At 61.1% G+C, this 21,819-nt stretch carries 18 protein-coding genes; 9 read left to right on the top strand and 9 right to left on the bottom strand.

Annotated features, from left to right (window positions below):
- Positions 1-169: 169 nt before the first annotated feature.
- The 4 genes from ACFSM5_RS16580 (at position 170) to ACFSM5_RS16565 (ending at position 4,185) form a co-directional block, all read left to right on the top strand.
- Positions 170-1,873 carry a methyl-accepting chemotaxis protein gene (locus tag ACFSM5_RS16580; protein WP_379877614.1) on the top strand — a complete coding sequence of 568 codons (1,704 nt, stop codon included), beginning with the start codon at positions 170-172 and terminating at the stop codon, positions 1,871-1,873.
- Between the two features lie 86 nt (positions 1,874-1,959).
- Entirely contained in the window at positions 1,960-2,949 is a 990-nt protein-coding gene (gene alc / locus ACFSM5_RS16575) for an allantoicase (RefSeq protein ID WP_379877613.1), read from the top strand.
- Between the two features lie 4 nt (positions 2,950-2,953).
- Positions 2,954-3,445 carry an ureidoglycolate lyase gene (locus ACFSM5_RS16570; RefSeq protein WP_379877612.1) on the top strand — a complete coding sequence of 164 codons (492 nt, stop codon included), beginning with the start codon at positions 2,954-2,956 and terminating at the stop codon, positions 3,443-3,445.
- The gene (locus ACFSM5_RS16565) at positions 3,445-4,185 is read left to right on the top strand and encodes a class I SAM-dependent methyltransferase (RefSeq protein WP_379877611.1); all 741 of its coding nucleotides are present in this window, start codon (positions 3,445-3,447) and stop codon (positions 4,183-4,185) included. The genes ACFSM5_RS16570 and ACFSM5_RS16565 overlap by 1 nt, the downstream gene beginning before the upstream one ends.
- A 57-nt stretch (positions 4,186-4,242) precedes the next feature.
- On the opposite strand, the gene ACFSM5_RS16560 is transcribed toward ACFSM5_RS16565, so the two are convergent.
- Together ACFSM5_RS16560 and ACFSM5_RS16555 are read right to left on the bottom strand one after the other, a co-directional pair.
- On the bottom strand, positions 4,243-4,707 hold the full coding sequence (locus ACFSM5_RS16560) for a RidA family protein (protein WP_379877610.1): 465 nt from the start codon (positions 4,705-4,707) through the stop codon (positions 4,243-4,245).
- Positions 4,708-4,882: 175 nt separating this feature from the next.
- Complete coding sequence (locus ACFSM5_RS16555) at positions 4,883-8,422, bottom strand: vitamin B12-dependent ribonucleotide reductase (protein ID WP_379877609.1); 3,540 nt, start codon at positions 8,420-8,422, stop codon at positions 4,883-4,885.
- A 331-nt stretch (positions 8,423-8,753) separates the two neighbouring features.
- On the opposite strand from ACFSM5_RS16555, the gene ACFSM5_RS16550 reads away from it, so the two are divergent.
- The 4 genes from ACFSM5_RS16550 to ACFSM5_RS16535 all read left to right on the top strand — a co-directional run bounded on the left by ACFSM5_RS16550 (position 8,754) and on the right by ACFSM5_RS16535 (position 12,269).
- Entirely contained in the window at positions 8,754-9,479 is a 726-nt protein-coding gene (locus ACFSM5_RS16550) for a hypothetical protein (RefSeq protein WP_379877608.1), read from the top strand.
- A gap of 75 nt (positions 9,480-9,554) precedes the next feature.
- Positions 9,555-11,081: a sensor histidine kinase gene (locus ACFSM5_RS16545; RefSeq protein WP_379877607.1), complete on the top strand. Its 1,527-nt coding sequence runs from the start codon at positions 9,555-9,557 to the stop codon at positions 11,079-11,081.
- On the top strand, positions 11,078-11,674 hold the full coding sequence (locus tag ACFSM5_RS16540; RefSeq protein WP_379877606.1) for a response regulator transcription factor: 597 nt from the start codon (positions 11,078-11,080) through the stop codon (positions 11,672-11,674). Before ACFSM5_RS16545 ends, ACFSM5_RS16540 begins: the two co-directional genes overlap by 4 nt.
- A gap of 94 nt (positions 11,675-11,768) precedes the next feature.
- Complete coding sequence (locus ACFSM5_RS16535; RefSeq protein ID WP_379877605.1) at positions 11,769-12,269, top strand: GlcG/HbpS family heme-binding protein; 501 nt, start codon at positions 11,769-11,771, stop codon at positions 12,267-12,269.
- 261 nt (positions 12,270-12,530) lie between these two features.
- Here ACFSM5_RS16535 and ACFSM5_RS16530 read toward each other — a convergent pair whose 3' ends face one another.
- The 5 genes from ACFSM5_RS16530 to ACFSM5_RS16510 form a co-directional block, all read right to left on the bottom strand.
- Positions 12,531-13,514, bottom strand: coding sequence for an ABC transporter ATP-binding protein (locus ACFSM5_RS16530; protein ID WP_379877603.1), 984 nt, complete (start codon positions 13,512-13,514; stop codon positions 12,531-12,533).
- Positions 13,511-14,494 (bottom strand): ABC transporter ATP-binding protein, encoded by a 984-nt coding sequence (locus ACFSM5_RS16525; RefSeq protein ID WP_379877602.1) that lies wholly within the window; start codon positions 14,492-14,494, stop codon positions 13,511-13,513. The genes ACFSM5_RS16530 and ACFSM5_RS16525 overlap by 4 nt, the downstream gene beginning before the upstream one ends.
- An 11-nt stretch (positions 14,495-14,505) precedes the next feature.
- Positions 14,506-15,432 (bottom strand): ABC transporter permease, encoded by a 927-nt coding sequence (locus ACFSM5_RS16520; protein ID WP_379877601.1) that lies wholly within the window; start codon positions 15,430-15,432, stop codon positions 14,506-14,508.
- Positions 15,425-16,414 (bottom strand): ABC transporter permease, encoded by a 990-nt coding sequence (locus ACFSM5_RS16515; protein ID WP_379877600.1) that lies wholly within the window; start codon positions 16,412-16,414, stop codon positions 15,425-15,427. Before ACFSM5_RS16515 ends, ACFSM5_RS16520 begins: the two co-directional genes overlap by 8 nt.
- Before the next feature lie 127 nt (positions 16,415-16,541).
- Positions 16,542-18,116 (bottom strand): ABC transporter substrate-binding protein, encoded by a 1,575-nt coding sequence (locus ACFSM5_RS16510; RefSeq protein WP_379877599.1) that lies wholly within the window; start codon positions 18,114-18,116, stop codon positions 16,542-16,544.
- 317 nt (positions 18,117-18,433) lie between these two features.
- On the opposite strand from ACFSM5_RS16510, the gene hemA reads away from it, so the two are divergent.
- The gene (gene hemA / locus ACFSM5_RS16505; RefSeq protein WP_379877598.1) at positions 18,434-19,672 is read left to right on the top strand and encodes a 5-aminolevulinate synthase; all 1,239 of its coding nucleotides are present in this window, start codon (positions 18,434-18,436) and stop codon (positions 19,670-19,672) included.
- Positions 19,673-19,741: 69 nt separating this feature from the next.
- Here hemA and ACFSM5_RS16500 read toward each other — a convergent pair whose 3' ends face one another.
- The gene (locus ACFSM5_RS16500; RefSeq protein WP_379877596.1) at positions 19,742-21,034 is read right to left on the bottom strand and encodes an ATP-binding protein; all 1,293 of its coding nucleotides are present in this window, start codon (positions 21,032-21,034) and stop codon (positions 19,742-19,744) included.
- 82 nt (positions 21,035-21,116) lie between these two features.
- On the bottom strand, positions 21,117-21,818 hold the full coding sequence (locus tag ACFSM5_RS16495; protein WP_379877595.1) for a response regulator: 702 nt from the start codon (positions 21,816-21,818) through the stop codon (positions 21,117-21,119).
- Position 21,819 lies beyond the last annotated feature (1 nt).

Below are 21,819 nucleotides of genomic sequence, written 5' to 3'. Positions count from 1 at the left end.
GCCGCGAATTCAGTTTACGCAGGCGCGCCTGTGCACAAATATTTTTCAAAATAAATTAGGAATCCGACAGTCAATGCCTGGAATTTAATCAGGCTTTTACTGTGGACAAAAAGTACATCTCGATTAATTCTAATTCTCCCATCAGAGACATGACATGCCGAGGATCGGAATGCAGCGCCTACGGGATACCCGACTCACCACACGTCTGATTTTCAGCTTCGGCGCCATTCTGGCCCTGATGGTCGTCCTGACCGTCGTCGCCATTGGCAAGGTTTCCGAGATCAACGCCAGCCTGACCACCATCAACGACGTCAATAGCGTCAAGCAGCGCTATGCCATCAATTTCCGCGGTAGCGTCCATGACCGGGCAATCAGCCTGCGCGATGTAGTGCTGATTTCCAATGCGGGCGAGCTTTCCAAGGAACTCGCGCAGATCCAGAAGCTGGCGGATGATTATGCGCGCTCGGCGGTTCTGTTGGACAAGATGTTTGCCGAAATCAGCGATATCTCGACTGAAGAACGTAATATCCTCGCCAGCATCAAGGAAACCGAGGCCAAGACGCTCCCGTTGATGAAAGCGATCATCGACACCCAGCAGGCTGGCAAAGCTGATGACGCCAAGGCTGCCCTGATGACCCAGGCCCGCCCGGCCTTCGTTGAATGGCTGGCACGCATCAATAAATTCATCGACCTGCAGGAAGAGAAAAACCGCGTCGTCGCCCATCACGCTCGCACCGTTGCCCAGGATTTCGAGCTGCTGATGGTCGGCGTCTGCGCCGTCATGCTTATCCTCGGCGTGGCGCTTGCCTGGATTTCGGTTAACTCCATCCTGCCGCTGCGTCGCATGACGACGATCATGCTGCAGTTGGCGAATGGCGACGCCAAGGTCGAGGTTCCCCAGGTGACAAACGCGAATGAGGTGGGCGACATCATACGCGCGGTCCATGTCTTCAAGGAAAACCTGATCCAGACCCAGGCAATGGAAGCCGAGGCTGAGGCCGCCGAAGCGCGGGCACTGGCTGAGAAGCGTCAGACCATGAACGAGCTTGCCGATCAGTTCGAACAGAGCGTCGGCAGCATCGTGCAGCAGGTCTCCGCCGCAGCTTCCCAGATGGAAGCCACCGCCCGCGCCCTGACCGCCGCGATCGATGTGACGGAAACCCAGGCCAGCACGGTGGCTGCCGCAGCGACCCAGGCCCGCGCCAATGTGGAAACGGTCGCCCAGGCTTGCGACGGGGTTGCCGAGTCGATCCGCAACATCGGCGGTCAGGTCGAGCAATCCTCGGCCATTTCCGCCCGCGCTGTTGCCAATGCCGGGGAAACCCGCACGACGGCAGAAGGGCTGATGGTCACCACCCAGAAGATCGGCGAGGTCATCAAGCTGATCAGCGACATCGCCCAGCAGACCAACCTGCTGGCCCTGAATGCCACGATCGAGGCAGCCCGTGCGGGCGAGGCAGGCAAGGGCTTCGCCGTTGTCGCTTCCGAAGTGAAGAACCTCGCGAGCCAGACAGCCAAGGCGACGGACGATATCACCGCCCAGATCGCGGATGTGCAGAGCGTGACCAACCGCACTGTCTCGGCCATCGAGGAGATTGCGGCAGTCATCGGTGAAAGCAGCCAGATCGCAGCCACCATCGCCACCGCCGTCGACCGGCAGAATACCGCGACGCAGGAGATCGCGAACAACGTCCAGCAGGCGGCCTCCGGTACGTCCGACGTGTCCCGCGCGATCCAGCAGGTCAGTCAGGCCGCTGCAGACGGCGGTGCTTCGGCGGCCCGGGTCCTGTCGAGCGCGCAGGAGCTTTCCCGCTCCGCCGCAACTCTGCAAACCCAGGTCGATGGTTTCCTGACCCGGGTGCGCAGCGCGTAAACACCAGGGCTCTCGACAGACGGACGCAGGCTGCGGCATGCTGTTTCCAGAACTGTATACAATCCTGTATGAGTCTAGGAGACATCATGGCCGCCCTGCCGCCGTCCGACGATCCGTTCGCCGCCCGCTACGTCAATCTGGCCGATGAGCGCCTGGGCGCCGTCGCGCTTGAAGCCTCCGATGATTTCTTCGCCCCGCGTCAGCGCATGCTGAACCCCGAACCGGCAGTCTTTATCCCCGGTAAGTATGATGACAACGGCAAATGGATGGACGGCTGGGAAAGCCGCCGTAAACGCGTTTCAGGCTATGATTGGTGCATCGTAAAGCTGGGCCGCCCTGGCAGCATCACAGGCGTCGATATCGACACCAGCCATTTCACCGGCAACTACCCGCCCGCCGCATCGCTGGAAGCCTGCAACGTCAACGGCAATCCCGATGCCTCGACGGTTTGGACCGAAATCCTGCCCGCCCAGTCCCTGGGGCCGAGCAGCCATCATTTCCACGAGATCGCGGCCAGCGGCACCTGGAGCCACGTGCGCCTCAATATCTATCCCGATGGCGGCGTTGCCCGACTTCGGGTTTACGGCGTCATTGAGCCTGCGGACCTGACCGGCGAAATCGATCTGCTGGCCATCGAGAATGGCGCCCGCGCCATTGCCGCTTCCGACGAGCATTACGGCAAGCCCTGGGCCCTACTGCGTCCCGGCCGGGGCGTGAATATGGGTGATGGCTGGGAAACCCGCCGCCGCCGCGAGCCAGGCAACGAATGGTGCATCCTGGCCCTGGGCCGTCGTGGGGTGCCGTCGAAGCTCGTCATCGACACCGCACACTTCAAGGGCAACTTCCCGGACCGCTGCTCGATCCAGGCCGCCAATGTGACCTTCGGCACCGACAAGTCGCTGATAACCCAGGCGATGTTCTGGCAGACTCTGCTGCCCGAACAGAAGATGCAGATGGACCATATCCATAGCTTCGAAAAGGAACTGGCCGATCTGGGGCCGATCACTCACATTCGTATCAATGTGATCCCCGACGGCGGCCTGTCGCGCGTGCGCCTGTTCGGCAAAGTGGTCTGACGCCATGAAACTGCTGCGCGTCCGCCCCCTGACCAAAGAAGCCTTCGCCCCCTTCGGCGACGTCATCGAGACGAAGTCGGAGTTCCTGACCATCAATGAAGGCAAGGCTCAACGCCATCACGACCTCGCCAAGGTCGATGTGGAGTCGGAGGGTGGACGGACACTGATCAACATTTTCCGCGCCACTCCCTGGGACCGCCCCATCGGGCTCCGGGTGATGGAGCGCCACCCCCTGGGCAGCCAGGCTTTCATCTCGATGAACGGCCGCCCCTTCCTGCTGGTCGTCGCGAAAGCCGGTATTCCGCCGGGACCGCAGGATCTGCAGGCCTTCGTGACCCAGCCCGGCCAGGGGATCAATTACGCTAAAGGCACGTGGCACCATCCCCTGCTGGTGCTGGATCAGCCTGATGACGTTCTGGTTGTCGATCGCGGCGGCAGCGGCCATAACCTGGATGAGATCGACATCATCGGCTGGAATCTGGGACTGGAGTATTGATGAGCCTTTATGGGACCGAGCTTGCCGCCATCCATGCTTCCGGTTTCGAGCAGCGTGCTGAAGCCGGGGCTGCGACCCTGCTGCGCTCGCTCATCCGCTGGCGCCGCCCGGTCGGGCAAATCGTCGAGCTTGCCTGCGGGGCGGGTCGCTCCTCCGAACGTCTCACCCGCGCTGGCTGGCCGGTAATCGGAACCGACCTCTCCCCGGCCATGATCGAACTGGCAAAGACCCGCGCGCCGAATGCCGATTTCTCTGTCGCCGATATGCTGACCTACGCGGTTCCCAAGGACGCGGCGGCGATCACCATCTTCAACGAAGGGCTGAATTATCCATCGGCCGAAGACATCGCCACGGCTGGTGGCCTCTCGGCGATCTTCACCCGCTGGCGTGAGGCGCTGCAGCCGGGCGGCATCCTGATGTTCGACCTGATCGGTCCCGGCAGCGGCGGTGAGGATGGCTCCTATACCACAGGCCGCGAGGGCGACGGCTGGTCCCTGGTCGCGACCATCGAGGAGGCCGTCGATCACAAAACCCTGACCCGCACCATCTCCTGCTTCATGCCGGTTCAGGGCGACGAGTACCGCCGGGTGCGTGAGGTGCATGTGGTGCAGCTCTATCGCCCCGAGACGATCCTCGCAGCTCTGGACGAGGCAGGCTTGAATGCCGAGGTCCTGCCCGGCTACGAAGGCGCGCCGAGCAAGACCGGCTGGTATACATTCCTGGCGCGGAAGCCGGTTTAGTTTCCAATAGACCTGTCATCCAGAACGTGATCCGGGATGACAGTATCTATAGGGGCCTTAAGCAAACTCGATGATCGCCTCAACCTCGACCGGCACACCGAGCGGCAGCACGGCAGCACCGACGGCCGACCGTGCGTGACGGCCTGCTTCGCCAAATACCTCGCCAAACAGGTCGGAGGCCCCATTGATAACCTTCGGCTGATCGAGGAAATCGGGCGCGCTGTTCACGAAGCCGACGACCTTGACGATGCGGGTGATCCGGTCGAGATCGCCAATTTCATTCTTCACCACCGCCAGGATATTGAGCGCGCACAGCCGCGCCGCCTTATAGGCCGTGTCGATATCGCAGGTGACGCCAAGCTTGCCGACATAGACCGCCTTACCGCCTTCCAGCGGGATCTGCCCAGCGGTGAAGACGAGATTACCCGTCACCGTGGTCGGGACATAGTTCCCCTGCGGCACGGCCAGCACCGGCAGTTGCAGCCCCAGTTCCGCCAGACGCGATTCGATCTTACCGGCCATTTTAAGCTCTCGATTGTTGGAGAAGGAGGGGCCGGAGAGTAGCGTCCTCCTCCGTCCCCGTCATCCTTACTCATTCAATCGTCACCCCGGACTTGATCCGGGGGCTATCCGAAACGGTGCCGCCGGAAAGAGATCCCGCATCAAGTGCGGGATGACAAGAAGGAGAACAGGCCAATCAAGAACAGCCTGTGGTCGCCCCGCAGGTGTCGCACTTCAGGCAGGTGCCATTCCGCACCAGGGTGAAGTTCGCACAGTCGGGGCAGCTATCGCCTTCATACCCCTTCAAACGTGCTTCGCGGATCTTGTCGGAACGCCCAACGACCGCAGCAGCCGTTGCCCCTGCCATGACGGGTGCGGGAGCAGATGCGCCCGTACCACCGCTCGCCACCACCTTGAAGCGCTGACGCACGAAACCAGCCCCCGCGACGCGCTGCACTTCTTCGGCCAGATCCGCCTGACTGGTCCCCTTGCCCACCGTATCCGGGGCCAGATCGGCAGGCTCCACATGGGCCAGATCATTGCGGCCGAGGTAGGAGATCGCCAACTCGCGGAAGAGATAATCGATGATGGAGGAGGCCATCTTGATCGTCTCGTTCCCCTCGACGATGCCCGAGGGCTCGAAACGGGTGAAGGTGAAGGCCTCGACGAACTCCTCCAGCGGCACGCCATACTGCAGGCCGATGGAGACCGCGATGGCGAAATTATTCATCAGACTGCGGAAGGCGGCACCTTCCTTATGCATATCGATAAAGACCTCTCCCAACCGGCCATCCTCATATTCGCCGGTCCGCAGATAGACCTTATGGCCGCCGACAATCGCCTTCTGGGTATAGCCCTTGCGACGGTTCGGCAGCTTGGCGCGGGTTGCGACCATCACCCGTTCAATGAGGCGCGGCATGGCGGCAGCAGCCAGGGCAGCGGCTTTCTGGGGGGCCGACGCCTCAGACAGTTCATCCGCCAGATCGATAGCGGTTTCATCGGCAAAGGCGGCGCTTAAGGGCTGCGACAGTTTGGAGCCGTCACGATAGAGCGCATTGGCCTTCAGACCCAATCGCCAGGAGAGGAGGTAAGCCTCCTTGCACTCCGCCACCGTCGCCGACGCGGGCATGTTCACGGTCTTGGAGATCGCGCCGGAGATGAAGGGTTGGGCCGCCGCCATCATGCGGATATGGGCTTCCACCGACAGGTAGCGTGTGCCGATGCGGCCGCAGGGATTGGCGCAATCGAAGACCGCCAGATGATCTGCCTTCAGACCCGGCGCCCCCTCGACCGTCATCGCCCCGCAGCAGAAAGTATTGGCGTTTTCGATATCGGCTTTCGAGAAGCCAAGGCGCGCCAGCAGATCGAAACCAGCGGCATCCATCTCGGCATCGCTCACGCCGAGCGTGTCGCGCAGGAAAGTCGCGCCCAGGGTCCATTTATTGAAGACGAAGCGGATATCGAAGGCCGAAGCCAGCGCCTGCTCCACCGTGTCGAGCGCGGCATCGTTGAAACCTTTAGCTTTCAACGTCTCGTGATTGACGCCGGAAGCGCCGCGCAGCGTGCCGTGGCCGACGGCGTAGCGGATGATCGCTTCAATGCCATCAGGGCCATAGCCGAGGGTACGAAGCGCCTCAGGCACCATGCGGTTGATGATCTTGAAATAGCCGCCGCCCGCCAGCTTTTTGAACTTCACCAGGGCGAAGTCCGGTTCGATACCCGTGGTGTCACAATCCATGACCAGGCCGATGGTCCCAGTGGGCGCGATAACCGAAGACTGCGCATTGCGATAGCCATGGGCTTCGCCCAGTTCCAGCGCTGCGTCCCAGGATTTGCGCGCCGCTTCCACCAGAGCCGGATAAGGGCAGTTGGCAACATCGAGCGGGACCGGCGGGGTCGCCAGCCCTTCATAACCGGAGGTCGCACTATGGGCCGCCCGGCGATGGTTGCGGATCACCCGCAGCATGCCGTCCTTATTGTCGCCATAGCCGGGGAAAGCCCCCAGCTCCGCCGCCATCTCGGCCGAAGTGCGGTAGGATACGCCGGTCATGAGCGCCGTGATCGCCCCGGCATAGGCCCGGCCATTCGGGCTGTCATAAGCAATACCGGACGCCATCAGCAAACCGCCGATATTGGCGTAGCCCAGACCCAATGTGCGGTAACGATAAGAGCGTTCGGCAATCGCACGGGATGGGAACTGCGCCATCAGAACGGAGATTTCGAGCACGATGGTCCAGAGCCGGGTCGCATGCTCGAAGCCCGCCACATCGAAACCGCCATCGGCTTGCCTGAACTGGATCAAATTCAGCGAGGCGAGATTACAGGCCGTATCGTCCAGGAACATATATTCCGAACAGGGGTTCGACGCATTGATCCGACCCGAGGTCGGGCAGGTGTGCCAGTCGTTGATGGTGCTATCGAACTGAATTCCCGGATCGGCGCAGCCCCAGGCAGCCCGCCCGATGCGATCCCAGAGATCCCGCGCCTTGAGCGTCTTGGCTGTCTTGCCATCGGTGCGACGGATGAGGTTCCAGTCCCCACCCTGCTCCACCGCGCGCAGAAAGGCATCGGTCACTCGGACAGAGTTATTGGAGTTCTGACCCGAAACGGTGCGATAGGCCTCGCTGTCCCAATCGGTATCATAGACCGGCACGTCGATCTCGCTGATCCCTTCGGCGGCCAGTTGCAGCATCCGCTGGATCGCGCCATCGGGAACCGAGGCGATGCGGGCCATGCGGATGGCCGCCCGCAAGGCCGGATCTTCCTTGGCGCCTTTTGCAGCAGTGGCGGCGGCCAGGATAGCTTTAAGGTGCCTGGCCAAGGTCTTGGAGCCTGCAACCAGGGCCGCGACCTTCTGCTCCTCGATCACCTTCCAGTCGATGAAGGCTTCGATATCCGGATGATCGGCATCGACTACCACCATCTTGGCAGCTCGCCGGGTGGTGCCGCCGGACTTGATAGCCCCCGCCGCGCGGTCGCCGATCTTGAGGAAACTCATCAGGCCGGAGGATTGCCCGCCCCCCGACAGCTTCTCCCCTTCCGAGCGCACGGAAGAGAAGTTGGAGCCGGTGCCGGAGCCATATTTGAATAGCCGCGTCTCGCGCACCCAAAGGTCCATGATCCCGCCTTCATTGACGAGATCATCGGCCACAGACTGGATGAAGCAGGCATGGGGCTGTGGATGTTCATAAGCCGAGGTGGAGGCCAGCAGATCGCCGGTCTTGAAATCCACATACCAATGGCCCTGCGCGGCGCCGTCGATGCCATAGGCCCAATGCAGGCCGGTGTTGAACCACTGCGGCGAATTGGGCGCCACCATCTGGCGCGCCAGCATCACGCGGATTTCGTCGAAGAAGGCGCGCGCGTCCTCCTCGCCATCGAAATAGCCGCCCTTCCAGCCCCAATAGGTCCAGGTACCCGCCAATCGGTCGAAGACCTGCCGGGCATCCGTTTCTGATCCGACACCGGCACCATCGGCCGCTTTCCGACGCTGCAGCCACTCCGGCACGCCGTCTTCTGCCACCGGCACGGTTGCCGAGGGCACACCGGCCCGGCGGAAATACTTCTGCGCCAGGATATCGCCCGCAACCTGGCTCCAGGCCTCGGGGATATCGAACGCCGCCAGTTTGAACACGATGGAACCGTCGGGATTCTTGATCTCCGAGGAAGCCGACCGGAAGGCAACCGCCTTATAGGCATCCTCTCCGGCAACCGTGAACTGGCGAGCGATACGCATGGCTTCTTCTCTCCTCGGGTTTCGAGCTGGTAAAGCGTCATACAGCGATTGAGAGTCATTCGCAATCATGTTTGTAGGGTGAAGAATCGACCCAAAAAGCCCTAGACAGCCCGCGAACATAGGCAGGCCAAGAGCTTACGCCCAGTTTCGGATTACCGCAAGATCATGTGTATTACGCGAATCGCAGCACAGGATCTGCTTACATAAAGGTCACGATAGATTTCGGCGTCACGATCAGATTGATCCGCTGGACCCGCAAACCGTTCGTTATGGACGAAAAACAGAGCGAGACTTATCCTTCAGGAATCCCTGTGCGGATAGGAACGATGGCGTGCGTAAATTCAGGCTTTTAGCTGTCTTGCTGATGGCGCTCGCCCTGACCGCCCCCAATACCTATGCCCAAAGGCAAGATGTAGACGCCCCATGCGGTGGCGATGCCATGGGTAATGCAGAGGTTGCTTGGCAGGCAGACGCCGCTGAAACGAGCCGCCTCTCGACGACATCGGGTATTATCAGGCGAAACAAGAATATTTTGACCATCCATCCAACTCGAGCAGGCCCGATCAGGCTAGTCGATCGGCGGGAGCCCGATCTGCCGGACTGCGACGGCAAAACCAACCTCGTCTATCGGTTTGAAGGAATTGTGGGCCGACAAGTCATTGTTTCGGAATACCGCTATGAACAGCATACATCATTGATAATCGATATCCAGACGGGGGCGCCCCACCCTTTCGATGGCAATAGCTTTCTTCCATCGCCCTCTTCGCGATATGTGATTTTCACCGAACCAAGCTACGGCTCATTTATCGCGGAACTGGTCATATTCGATACAATTGGCTCGCTGCGGGCGGCCGCGATACCCTTCCGCGGCCTCGCTGCAGGAAGCGCTCGCTGGCAAAATGACGGGAATCTATCCTTGGACCTTATCGATACCGACTCCGGTGGTTATCTGGGGCCGGCGAGCGTGTCCATAACCGGGACAGGCATCGACCTCCGTCACGATAACGTCAACGTAGTCAGCGCCCCTTTCCTGATGCCGATACCTATTCGACCCTAGCAGCCCTTTGCGGGATCTTGAACCGCAGCGCGATTTCCCCTGCCCATCTCGCCCGCCTCGGTGCATACAGGAAGCATGCTTCCCAAACGCGCCTTCTCGAAAAGCCTCGCCTTGATCATCCTGCTCTGGCTGGTGCTGGTTGCGGGGTTTGCCGGTTTTTCGATCCGGGAGAGGTTGAGTGAGGCGAGGAGCGAGTTGGAGGGAACGAGCCGCGCGCTGCATCGTCTGATCTCGCAACGGGTGGCGCAGCATGATGCCCATCTGACTGGCCTCGTTGCCCTGATCACCGCCGCCGACCCGATGCCGGAGGGAGCGATCCGGCAGGTGTCGCAAAGCGTCCTGCGCTTCTATCCCCGCGTCGCCTCAATGCACTTGCTGCGGCTCGGCCCCTCGCCCACTACGATCCTGTCGGAGCCAGAGGGGCCAGCGCCTGATCTCTCTGTCATCGCCCCGGTCATCGCCGCCCAGCGCCAAGGGCAGGTCCGGACCTATGTCACCGCAAGCGCGACCGGCCGCTACCTGCTCGGTAAACGCGCGACCTACAACGACCCCGGAATCGCTGTCGTCCTCCAGGTAGATCCGGCGCGGTTGATTGAAGTCGACGAACTGCCACCCCGCCTGCGCCTGACCTTGAGTTTCGAGGATCAGGTGATTTTCGAACGTGCAGCAACTGGCGGGGAGGACGCCCCGTTCCTCGCGCCCCTCCATTTTAGTCAGCTTATCGACGGACCAAGCCAACCTTTCCGCCTCGATACCCACTGGCAGATGTCGGTTCAGGATGTGGTCAGCCTCCGCCCCTTGCTGATTTTCGCTGTGGTGAGCGCGCTTATTCTGCTGGCCTTGTGGTTTGCTTGGCAGCAGCAGGCCAAGGCCCGTCAGTCCGAACAGCGCGCGGGACTGTTGGAGCATGAAACCCGCCTTGCCCACGCCTCCCGCGTCAATGCCATGGGTGAATTGGCGTCGGGCATCGCCCATGAACTGACCCAGCCGCTGACGGCCCTGCTCAGCCAGTCCCAAGCCGCCCTGCGCCTGACCTCGATGCCAAGCAGCGATCCGACCCTGCTGGCCCAGGCGCTGGAGGCCAATGTGCGGGAGGCCAAGCGAGCCGGGCTGATGCTGAAGCGCATGCGCGACTATATCAGCAACCGCCAGCCAACACCGGTGCTGGCAGACCTGAATCAGATCGTGCTGGCCATTGCCGATCTGATGCGGGCAGATCTGGAACGCCAGCATATTTCCCTTACTCTCGATCTAGCCCAGCCCGCGCCGCAATCCGTGGTCGACCCGATCGAGATGGAGCAGGTGCTGCATAATCTCGTGCGCAATGCCGCCCATGCTTTGCTGGACGGCGGCACGATCCGCATCGCGACCGCCAGCGAAGGACGATCCGCCGTCATTCGGGTGGCAGATAGCGGCCCCGGCATTCCGCCCGACGTGCTGCCCCGACTGTTCGAGCCCTTCTTCACCACCAAGGAAGACGGCATGGGCCTTGGTCTGTCGCTCTGCGAAACCTTGCTGGGGCGCGTGGGCGGGCAGATCGAAGGGCACAATGATCCGGCAGGCGGTGCCGTGTTCACGATCCAGCTGGAGGCGGCCCGATGAGTGCCCCGCAGATCTATCTGCTGGATGATGACACCCCCGTGCGCGAGGCCATCGCGCTGCTGCTTCGCACCTATGGCATGACTGTCGAGACCTTCGCCTCGCCGGAGACATTCCTGGCCCATATCGACGACTCGAAGCCCGGCTGCCTGATCATCGACCTCCGCATGCCGATGATCAGCGGCTTGCAGGTGCAGGAGCGTTTAAGCGAGCGCGGCATCGACTGGCCGGTGATCATGATTACCGGCCATGGCGACGTGAATGCCTGCCGTCGCGCCTTCAAGGCTGGCGTGATGGATTTCCTGACCAAGCCCATCGACGAACAGGTGCTGCTGGATGCGATCCAAGCCTGTTTAGCCGAACTCTCCGCCGTGTTGGAGCGCCGGGAAGCGCGAACCCTGCTTGCCGCACTGACCGAGCGTGAGCGCGAGGTGCTGGACATGGTCGCTAAGGGCCTTGCATCCAAAGACATCGCCGCAGCCCTGGATGTTTCCGCCCGCACTATTGATGCCCATCGTGCCAATATCGCAGAAAAACTCGGTACGTCCTCAGTGGCGGAGTTCGTACGCCTCTCGGCCCTCGGTAGAACTACCTAGGGACCCTGGTGGCAGCGCGGATTCCGCGGAAAACCGTCAAAAGCTATTCCTGTTCCGGTCAAACGCACTCCACACCAGAACAGGAAACGCCGCCATGAACCGCCTGCTGCTTGCCGCTGTTGCTTCCCCCCTTCTCGCTCTTGGCGCCGTCGCCACCTCGGCTTCGGCCGCCGTTCTGCAGGAAAAGAACCTGCCGCTGACCATCGCTTCGGAAATCGCCCTGGAGGCCGTGAAGGTCTGCGCCGCCGATGGCTATAACGTCTCGGTCGCCGTGGTAGATCGCGGCGGCACCCTGCGCGCCTTCGCCCGTGCCGATAACGCCGGTCCGCACACCGTGGAAGCCGCCCGCAAGAAGGCCTTCACCTCGCTTTCGGCCCGCACCCCGACCAGCATCATGTTCGAGAACGTCCAGAAGAACCCGGCCTCGGCCCAGCTCGTCGCCATCGACGGCTTCCTGGTGCTCGGCGGCGGCGTGCCGGTGAAGATCGGCAACGAGACCATCGGCGCAGTCGGCATCGGCGGCGCACCCGGCGGCCACCTCGATGAAGCCTGCGCTCAGAAGGCCATCGCGAAAGTCGCGGATCAGTTGAAGTAGTCGCCCCGGTCGCACCGCGACTTGGATTACTGGAGTCATCCCTGGAAACAGGGGTGGCTTCTTTGCTTTCTCCGTCATCCCGAGGCTCGACCACGGGATCTCCTTCGACGATGCGTTAAACAAGAATCGTCATCCCGCACTTGATGCGGGATCTTGAGTGGCTAGGCTCCGCTCAGCCTCTCGACGCGGCCGGTCTACACGAGATCCCGCATCAAGTGCGGGATGACGAGGTTTATTGGGGCACGCCCCCAGGAACAGCGACTACTCCGCGTGGTGACAGGCCACCCGCGCATTGCCCAGCACCCGCATTTCCGGTCGCTGGGCCCGGCAGATGTCGGTTGCGAGCGGGCAGCGCGGATGGAAATGGCAGCCCGGCGGGGGATCGATAGGGTTCGGCACCTCGCCTGCCACCGGCTCGCGGTTGCGCTTTTCCATCGACAGGTCAGGCAGCGTATCCAGCAGCAGCTTGGTGTAGGGATGACGTGGAGAGGTGAAGAGTTCGACCTTCGGCGCTTCCTCCACGATCCGGCCGAGGTACATGACCCCCACCCGGTCCGAGACATGGGCGACGACCGACAGATTGTGGCTGATGAAGAGATACGTCAGCCCCAGTTCCCGCTGCAGATCCGTCATCAGATTAAGAATCTGGGCCTGCACGGAAACGTCGAGCGCACTGGTCGGCTCGTCGCACACAATGAAGTCAGGCTTTGAGGCGAGCGCGCGGGCAATCGAGATGCGCTGACGCTGACCGCCGGAAAACTCATGCGGGAACTTGTCGCCATCGGCCGGAGCAAGCCCGACCTGCCGCAGCAGACCATCGACGCGTTTGCGCTGCTCTATCTTGCCATCGGCCAGTTTGAAAGCGCGCAGTGGTTCCGCGATGATATCGGCCACCCGCCAGCGCGGATTGAGGCTCGCATAGGGATCCTGGAAGATCATGGTCAGCTGCTGGCGCACGCCCTTGGAGGCGCTGCGGCTCATGCGCGCCAGTTCCTGCCCGCCGACAGTCACCTTGCCAGCCGTCGGCCGGTAAAGCCCGACCACCAGTCGCGCAACGGTCGACTTGCCGCAGCCGCTTTCACCGACAAGGCTGAAGGTCTGGCCGCGCGGAATATCGAAGCTGACCCCCGCCACCGCCTTGACGATCTGGCGCGGGCTGCGGTCGATCACACGGGACAGCCAGGGTTTCGAGACGTCGAACGCCATCTCGAGATCGCGGGCCTCCACCAGAACCGGCGCACTCATGCCGGTACTCCTTCCACCAGCCAGCAGGCGGCGGCACTGTCGCCTGCCTGCATCAAATCGGGCCGCTGCACCCGGCAACGGTCGAAGACCTTGGGGCAGCGTGGATTGAAAGCACAGCCCTGGGGCAGCGCGTTAAGGCGGGGCATAGCGCCGTCAATCTGGGTCAACCGCCCGGTATCCCCACCCGCCAGCACACTCTCGACCGTAGGGATAGAGCCCATGAGGCCGATGGTATAGGGATGCTGTGGCCGTTTCAGAACCGCCTCGACCGGGCCGATTTCGACGATGCGCCCCGCATACATGACGGCCACACGGTCCGCCGTTTCTGCAATCACGCCCATATCGTGGGTGACCAGGATCACACCCGCCTGATGGTCGCGGCAGACCCTTTTCAGCAGCGCGATGATCTGCGCCTGGATCGACACGTCCAGCGCCGTTGTCGGTTCGTCCGCGATGATCAGGCGCGGGTTGGCCGCCAGCGCCAGGGAGATCACGACACGCTGGCGCATGCCGCCGGAGAACTGATGGGGATAATGATCGATGCGGCGGTCAGCCGCCGGAATGCCCACCTCCATCAGAAGTTCGATGGCTCGCTTGCGTGCCTCCGCCTCATTCATCGGTAGATGGGTGCGGATGGTCTCCGTCAATTGCCGACCGACGGTATAGAGCGGGTTGAGGCTGGTCAGCGGGTCCTGGAAGATCGCGCCAATACGGCGTCCCCGGATCTTCCGCATCTCGTTTTCCGAGAGGTTGTCGATCCGCTGACCTTCCAGCAGGATCTCACCCTTTGTCACCCGACCTGGGGGCTCCAGCAGACCGATCACAGCGGCACCGGTCAGCGATTTACCGGCACCGCTTTCCCCCACCACACCCAGGATCTCCCCCGGTGCGACTTCGAAACTTAAGTCATCCAGCGCACGCAGTTTGCCGCGACGACCATGGAATTCAACTTCGAGATTTTTTACCTGCAGCAGCGACATAGGATCTTCTCTCATCGCAGCTTGGGATTAAGAGCGTCGCGCAGCCAGTCGCCCAGCAGATTGACCGCCAGGACCATGACCGCCAGCGTCAGGCCGGGGAACAGGGTCACCCACCAGTCGCCAGAGAAGAGATACTCCTGCCCGATGCGGATCAGTGTCCCGAGCGATGGCTGGGTCGGCGGCACGCCGCGCCCGAGGAAGGACAGTGTCGCCTCGGTGATAACGGCCAGCGCCAGATTGATGGTCGCGATCACCAGCACCGGCCCGACGACGTTCGGTAGCACATGACGCAGCATGATCAGCAACGGATGCAGACCGATGATCTGTGCCGCCTGGACATATTCCTTGCGCCGCTCGACCAGGGTGGAGCCGCGCACGGTACGGGCATATTGCACCCAGAACGACAGGCCGATGGACAGCACCAGCACCGGAATCGCGGCGCTTTCCTGATCCTCCGGCGGCAGCAGAGCCCGCGCCACGCCATCGATCAACAGCGCGATCAGAAAGGCGGGGAAGGACAGTTGCACCTCGGCGATACGCATGATGACGGCATCGACGATCCCGCCCATGTAACCGGCCAACAAACCGAGCCCGACGCCCAGCACTGCCGCAAAGATCACCGACAGCACGCCAACGATCAACGAGATCCGACTGCCGTAGAGAATGGTCGAAAAGACGTCGCGCCCCTGCACATCGGTGCCGAGCCAGAACTCCGGCACGCCTTGATCTTCCCAGGCGGGCGGCAAACGGCTGTCCATAATGTTCAGGCTGCCGACATCAAACGGATTATGCGGCGCAATCCAAGGGGCCAGAAAGGCTGCCCCGACGATGATCAGCGTCAGAATAGCCGATGCGATGGTGATCGGCGAGGTTCGGAAGCTATAGGCGACATCGCTGTCCCAGGCTTTCCAGAGCGTTCCTTTGAAGCCGTCAGCCATGGCCACCTCCCCCACCCACGGTGCCGCGCAGACGCGGGTCGACCACGAAATACAGAATGTCGACAATCAGGTTGATCACGACGAACATGCCCGCAATCAGGATCAGATAAGCCGCCATCACCGGAATATCGACCACGCCAACCGACTGGATGAACAGCAGACCCAGGCCCGGCCAGCTGAACACAGTTTCGGTGATGATCGAAAAAGCGATGATGGATCCAAGCTGCAGACCTGTGATGGTCATAACCGGCACCAGCGTATTCTTAAGCGCATGACCGAAATGGATCGCTCGCTGCGACAGGCCGCGGGCGCGGGCAAACTTGATATAATCCGTCCGCAACACTTCCAGCATTTCCGAGCGCACGAGGCGCATGATCAGCGTCATCTGGAACAGGCCCAGCGTGATGGCTGGCAGCACAATGGCTTTCAGGCCGCTGGCGGTAAAAAGACCGGTGGACCACCAACCGAACTTGATCACATCGCCGCGCCCATAGGCGGGTAGCCAGGGCAGCCAGACGGAAAAGATCAGGATCAGGAAGATGCCGGTCAGGAAGGTCGGCAGCGAAATACCCACAAGGCTCGTCACCATGACGAAGCGCGACAGGAAACTCTTTTTATGGATGCCGGTATAGACGCCGAAGATGACCCCCAGGGTCAGCGCGAAGGCGCAGGCGACCAGGGCCAATTCCAAGGTTGCGGGCAACCGTTCCTTGATCAGGGTCGATACGGGACGCCCCTGACGGTACGATAGGCCAAAGTCACCGGTGACGGCTCTGCCGACAAAATTGGCAAACTGCACGGGCATTGGCGCGGTCAGTCCCAGCTCCACCCGCAGCTTTTCGCGGGCTTCGGGCGGGGTGTCCTGACCGACCATCGCGTTGATGGGGTCGCCAGCGAAGCGGAAAAGAATGAAGGCGATAAAAGCAACCGCCAACATCACGACCACCGCTTGGCCGAGGCGTTTGATAACAAAAGCGAGCATAGCGCTCCGGTGACAGCAAGAAACGGGCCGAAGATAAAACTTCAGCGCTGGAGCCGCCGCCCCAACCCTTTGCAAGGTTGGGGCGATGGACCCGGATAAGCCGTTTTAGACTCGAACCCTTATTTTTTTAGTTAACCTTCACCCAGCGCCACTGGAAGATATTGTCCGGGCCCTGCACGAGGTCGATGTTCTTTTTGGCCGCCCAGGCCAGCGACGTCTGATGCAGCGGAATATGGCCGACCTCGTCCTTATGGATCTGGAAGGCTTCCTTGATCATCGCGTTGCGCTTGGCCTGATCGGTTTCCGACTGCACCTTTGCGGTCAGTTCGTCGAACTTGGCGTTCGACCAGCTGCCGAGGTTGAAGGCGCCACGGCCACCGTCGCCCGGGGTTGCCATCAGATTGAACAGCGCGTTGTAGCTGTCATAGGTGTCCGGCGTCCAACCGAGCAGATAGAAGCTCGAATTGCGGCCCAGGATCTTCGGGAAGTAGGTCGCCTTCGACTGAGCCGTCAGCTTCGCGGTGATTCCGATACGCTTGAGCATGGGAACGATGGCGAGGCAGGTCTGTTCGTCATTGGCATAACGGTCGTTCGGGCAGTCCATCAGGACTTCGAAACCGTCGGGATAGCCAGCCTCGGCCAGGAGCTTCTTGGAAGCTTCCGGGTCGAAGGGGAAACGAGCGTTCTGTTCCTTGTCGAAGCCATTGATGGTCGGGGCGACCATCAGACCGGTAGCCGTCGCGGCGTTACGCATAACCCGGCTGACGATGGCGTTCTCGTCGATGGCCTGATAGACAGCTTTACGGACGCGGACATCCTTGAAGGGATTCTTGCCCTTAATGTTGCTGCCTTCGAGCTCGTCGCGCTTCTGGTCGAAACCGAGGAAGATGGTCCGCATTTCCGGACCTTCGTACATCTTCAGACTGGCTTCTTTTTTCACACGGTCGATATCCTGGGTCGACAGCGTGTAGACCATGTCGGCCTGCCCTGCGAGCAGCGCCTGCAGACGGGTCGAGGCCTGGGGAACCGGCTCGAAGATGACTTCGGTCAGGTTATGTTCAGGCTTATCCCACCAAGCAGCATTTGCCTTCAGGGTGGTGCGTACGCCCGGCTCGCGGGTCACGAGCTGGAAGGGGCCAGTGCCATTGGCGTTGCGCGTGATGAAGCCCTCTTCCTTCTTCTTCACGTCGGTCGGCTTCATGGCATTGTTCTTTTCCGCCCACTGCTTGGACAGAATGAACACGGTTCCCAGCTGACCCGGCAGCAGGGGATCCGGCACCTTGGTGATCAGGTCTACAGTGAAGTCATCCACCTTCTTGATGGTGTCGATGGACGCGAGCTTGGACTTCACGTCCGACCCGTCCATGCGGGCGCGTTCCAGCGAAAAGACGACGTCATCGGCGGTGAAGCTCTCGCCACCATGGTACTTGACGCCCTGACGCAGGGTGAACCGCCAGGTCTTGGGATCCACCTGTTCCCACTTGGTTGCGAGCGCAGGCTCAAGTTCAAGCGTCTTCGAGCGGCGGGCCAGCGGCTCATAGATATTCTGCATGAAACCCAGCAGGAAGGTTTCATTGAAATAGGTGGGATCCATCGAGACGACATCGCCGTCGTTGATCCATTTGAAGGTCTTCGCGGAAGGCGCGACAAGCGGCACCATCGTCAGCGCAGCAGTCGCAAGAAGAGCAGATGTCCAACGCATAGGTCTCAAGACTCCCTAGAAAAAGCTGTCCTTTACGGATCAGCTTCAAGCCATCCCCCAAAGCCTCAGGACGGTTGATCCGTCACTCATGAGTGCTTTTACGTTCGGTCAGCTTGCGGGAGTCCTCGCCCCTTTGCAACGGGGTTCTCGATTGATCTAACTCAATGCAAATCTACAATAAAACATCCAGAAAAAGGCTTCTTCTGCGACAGATCGCCGGAGGCGGCATTTCCAGGCTGCCCGACGGTGCCAGGCGTGTTACAGTGGCCACAAAATAAAGCACCCTATTGAAAGGGGCTGCTTTGGAAGAGGTCGGAATGGATTACGAAGCCTATTTCTCGAAGAGCATCGCCGCGCTTAAGGACGAAGGCCGCTATCGCGTCTTTGCAGATCTGGAGCGTCAGGTCGATAACTTCCCCACCGCCCTTCATCGCAGCGGCCCCAATCAGGCCCGCGAAGTCACCGTCTGGTGCTCGAACGATTATCTTGGCATGGGGCAGCACAAGGCTGTGCGCGCCGCCATGCATGAAGCGATCGAACGCTTTGGTACCGGCGCTGGCGGCACCCGCAATATTGCAGGCACCACACACGAACATGTCCTGCTGGAAGAGGCGCTGGCCACTCTTCATGGCAAGGAAGCGGCCCTGGTTTTCACCTCGGGCTATGTCGCGAACGAAACCACGCTCTCGACCCTCGGCCGCCTGCTGCCGGGCTGCGTGATCCTGTCGGATGCGCTGAATCATAATTCGATGATCGAAGGTGTGCGTCACAGCCGCGCCGAGAAGATCATCCTGAAGCATAACGATCTGGCCGACGCCGAAGCCAAGCTGGCGGCCCTGCCGAAGGACCGCGCCAAGATCCTGGCCTTCGAGAGCGTCTATTCCATGGACGGCGACATCGCCCCCATCGAAGGCTATTGCGAGCTGGCCGAAAAATACGGCGCCCTCACCTATCTTGATGAAGTTCATGCGGTCGGTATGTATGGCGGCCAGGGCGGCGGTGTCGCCCAGCGTGATGGTGTGCAACATCGCATCGACATTATTCAGGGTACGCTCGGCAAGGCTTTCGGCATGGTCGGCGGCTATATCGCAGGTAGCAAGGCCACCATCGATTTCATCCGTTCCTCGGCCCCCGGTTTCATCTTCACCACGGCGCTGCCGCCGGTGATCGCTGCCGGTGCCCGCGCCTCGATCGAACATCTGATGGCCTCGAACAAGGAACGCGCAGCCCAGCAGGACCGCGTCGCCCAGGTAAAGCGCCGTCTCGCGGAACTGGAAATCCCCGTCATCGCCAACCCCAGCCATATCGTCCCGGTGCTGGTGGGCGATGCCGCCATCTGCAAACAGGTGACGGACAAACTGCTCAGCGACTTCAACATCTATGTGCAGCCGATCAATTATCCGACTGTGCCGCGCGGCACAGAACGCATCCGTATCACACCCGGCCCGCTGCATACCGATGAGATGATCGACCATCTGGTCGCGTCGCTGGATGCTGTCTGGGAAGCCTTCGGACTTCCCCGCTCGCGAGAGGCTATAGTGACGGTGGCAGCCTAAGACGGCTTCCGCACTGACGTTAGAATCCCGGCCTTCGCGCCGGGATTTTTCTTTAAGCCCATCGACCGCTTAAAGCGGCAACCGGATGGTCGCGCGCAATCCGCCGAGCGGGCTTTTGCCCAGCAGCACATCGCCACCATGCCCACGCACCAGATCGCGTGTGATGGTTAGTCCGAGACCAACCGAAGCGGAGCCATCGAGCGTGCGAGCTTCGCTCAAGCGACGGAAGGGTCTGAAGACCTCCTCGATCTGATGTTCGGGAATGCCGGGGCCATCGTCATCCACGTGGATAAGAGCAGATCCCCCCTGGGTCTGAACTGACAGAACAACCGAACGTCGGGCATATTTTCCGGCATTCCCCACCAGATTGGTGATCGCGCGGCCGATGGCCATGGGCCGCAGCACCATGCGCAGGCTCTCTGGCAGATCCAACGTAATCTCCCCACCCGAGCGACGATAGGCGGCTGCCAGATCCTGGATCAGATCCACGAGATCGACCTCTTCAGACTCTTCGCCGCCCTCCCCGCGCACAAAGGCGAGATAGGCGTCGAGCATGCCTTCCATCTCGACAAGATCGGCCTTCGCGGCTTCAAGATCATTAGATGCGCCGAGCATGGCCAGTTCCAGCTTCAGACGCGTCAGGGGGGTACGCAGGTCATGACTGACCCCGGCCAGCATCTCGGTTCGCTGGTGTATCTGACGCTGGATACGCTCACGCATTCGCAGGAACTCGATGGAAGCGCGGCGAATTTCCAGCGCCCCTTCCGGTTTGAAGGCTCCAACGCCCTGCCCTTTGCCGAAACGTTCGGCCGCATCCGCCAAACGCTGTACCGGGCGGATCTGGTTGCGCATAAAAAGTCCGGCGACAGTCAACAGGATGAAAGAAGAACCGACCATCCAGAGGACAAATGCATAGGCAGACGCACTGAACAGGCGCTTGCGTGAAACGTTGGCGTGCAGAATGCCGTTCGGGAGTTGGACCGCGATATGCACGCGCTCGCCATTGGTATCGTCAATTTCGGCAGGTCGGCGCACCATTTCCCTGACCGCATCGGCCATTGTTCGGGACACATAGGAGCTTCTGCGATTGCCCTCATTCGATAAAATGGCATCGGGCTCAAACCGCAGCGGCATCCAGAGGGCGCTTCCCACCTGATCGAGCGCAGCCTGACGATCGGCATCGTCCTTGGCGCCATTCCATAGCTGAATCGCGACGGCGATATCGCCCGCGACCGCCTGGGCCAGACGGCGGCTGACGGTGGAAAGATGCTGATCGAAGAAAGCCCAGGTTGCGATGACCTGTAGCAGGACCAAAGGGGCCACGATGATCAGGAGCGAGCGGGCGAAAAGCCCGCGGGGCACAAACCGCTTGATAGACCATGGGCGCAACCGGGGCTTCAACGGCTCACCGAGATCGGGCGCCCCACCCGGAGATGCTATCTTATCAGTCCGGCTGGAGGACATAGCCTCGCCCTCGTACCGTCTGCAGATAGCGCGGCAGGCGGGGGTCTGGCTCGATCTTCTTGCGCAGGCGCGTCACCTGCACATCGATGGTGCGTTCCTGCCCAGGCGTAATGCCCGTTTCCAATAGATCTTCGCGCGTCACGACTTCGCCCGCCTTCGCCGCCAAAGCAGCCAATAGGCTCGCCTCAGCCTGGGTTAAGTGAATGGGCGCATCTTCTCGCAGAAGCAGGTTACGTTGGCGGTCGAAAGTCACTTCGCCCATACGGATGGGCTCGTCACGGGAAGTTTCGAGCAGCACCGGTACCGCTCGCTTCAGGATGGCATTGATCCGCAGCAGCAACTCACGCGGCTCGAAGGGCTTGGAAAGATAATCATCGGCGCCGGCTTCCAATCCGGCGATGCGATCCCCAACCTCGCCTCTCGCGGTCAACAGCAAGATCGGAGTCGTACTGCCCTGCCCCCTTAAGCGGCGGGCGAAATCGATGCCATTAATACCGGGCATCATCACGTCCAGCACAATGAGATCTATGGCCAAGGATTGCAGATGGGATGCAGCCTCATCGGCATCACCTGCGGCTATTACCCGAAAGCCACTCTCGGTCAGAAAACGGCTGAGCAGCGAGCGCAGGCGGGCATCGTCATCGACGACCAGCAGGTGTTTCGCATCGGCGGCCAGTTGCATC

The organism is Lacibacterium aquatile, assembly GCF_042683105.1.
In the GTDB taxonomy this organism is placed as follows: Bacteria; Pseudomonadota; Alphaproteobacteria; order Elsterales; family Elsteraceae; genus Lacibacterium; species Lacibacterium aquatile.
Note: the sequence above shows the minus strand (reverse complement) of the source record. Positions and strands in the feature narration are given on the sequence as shown.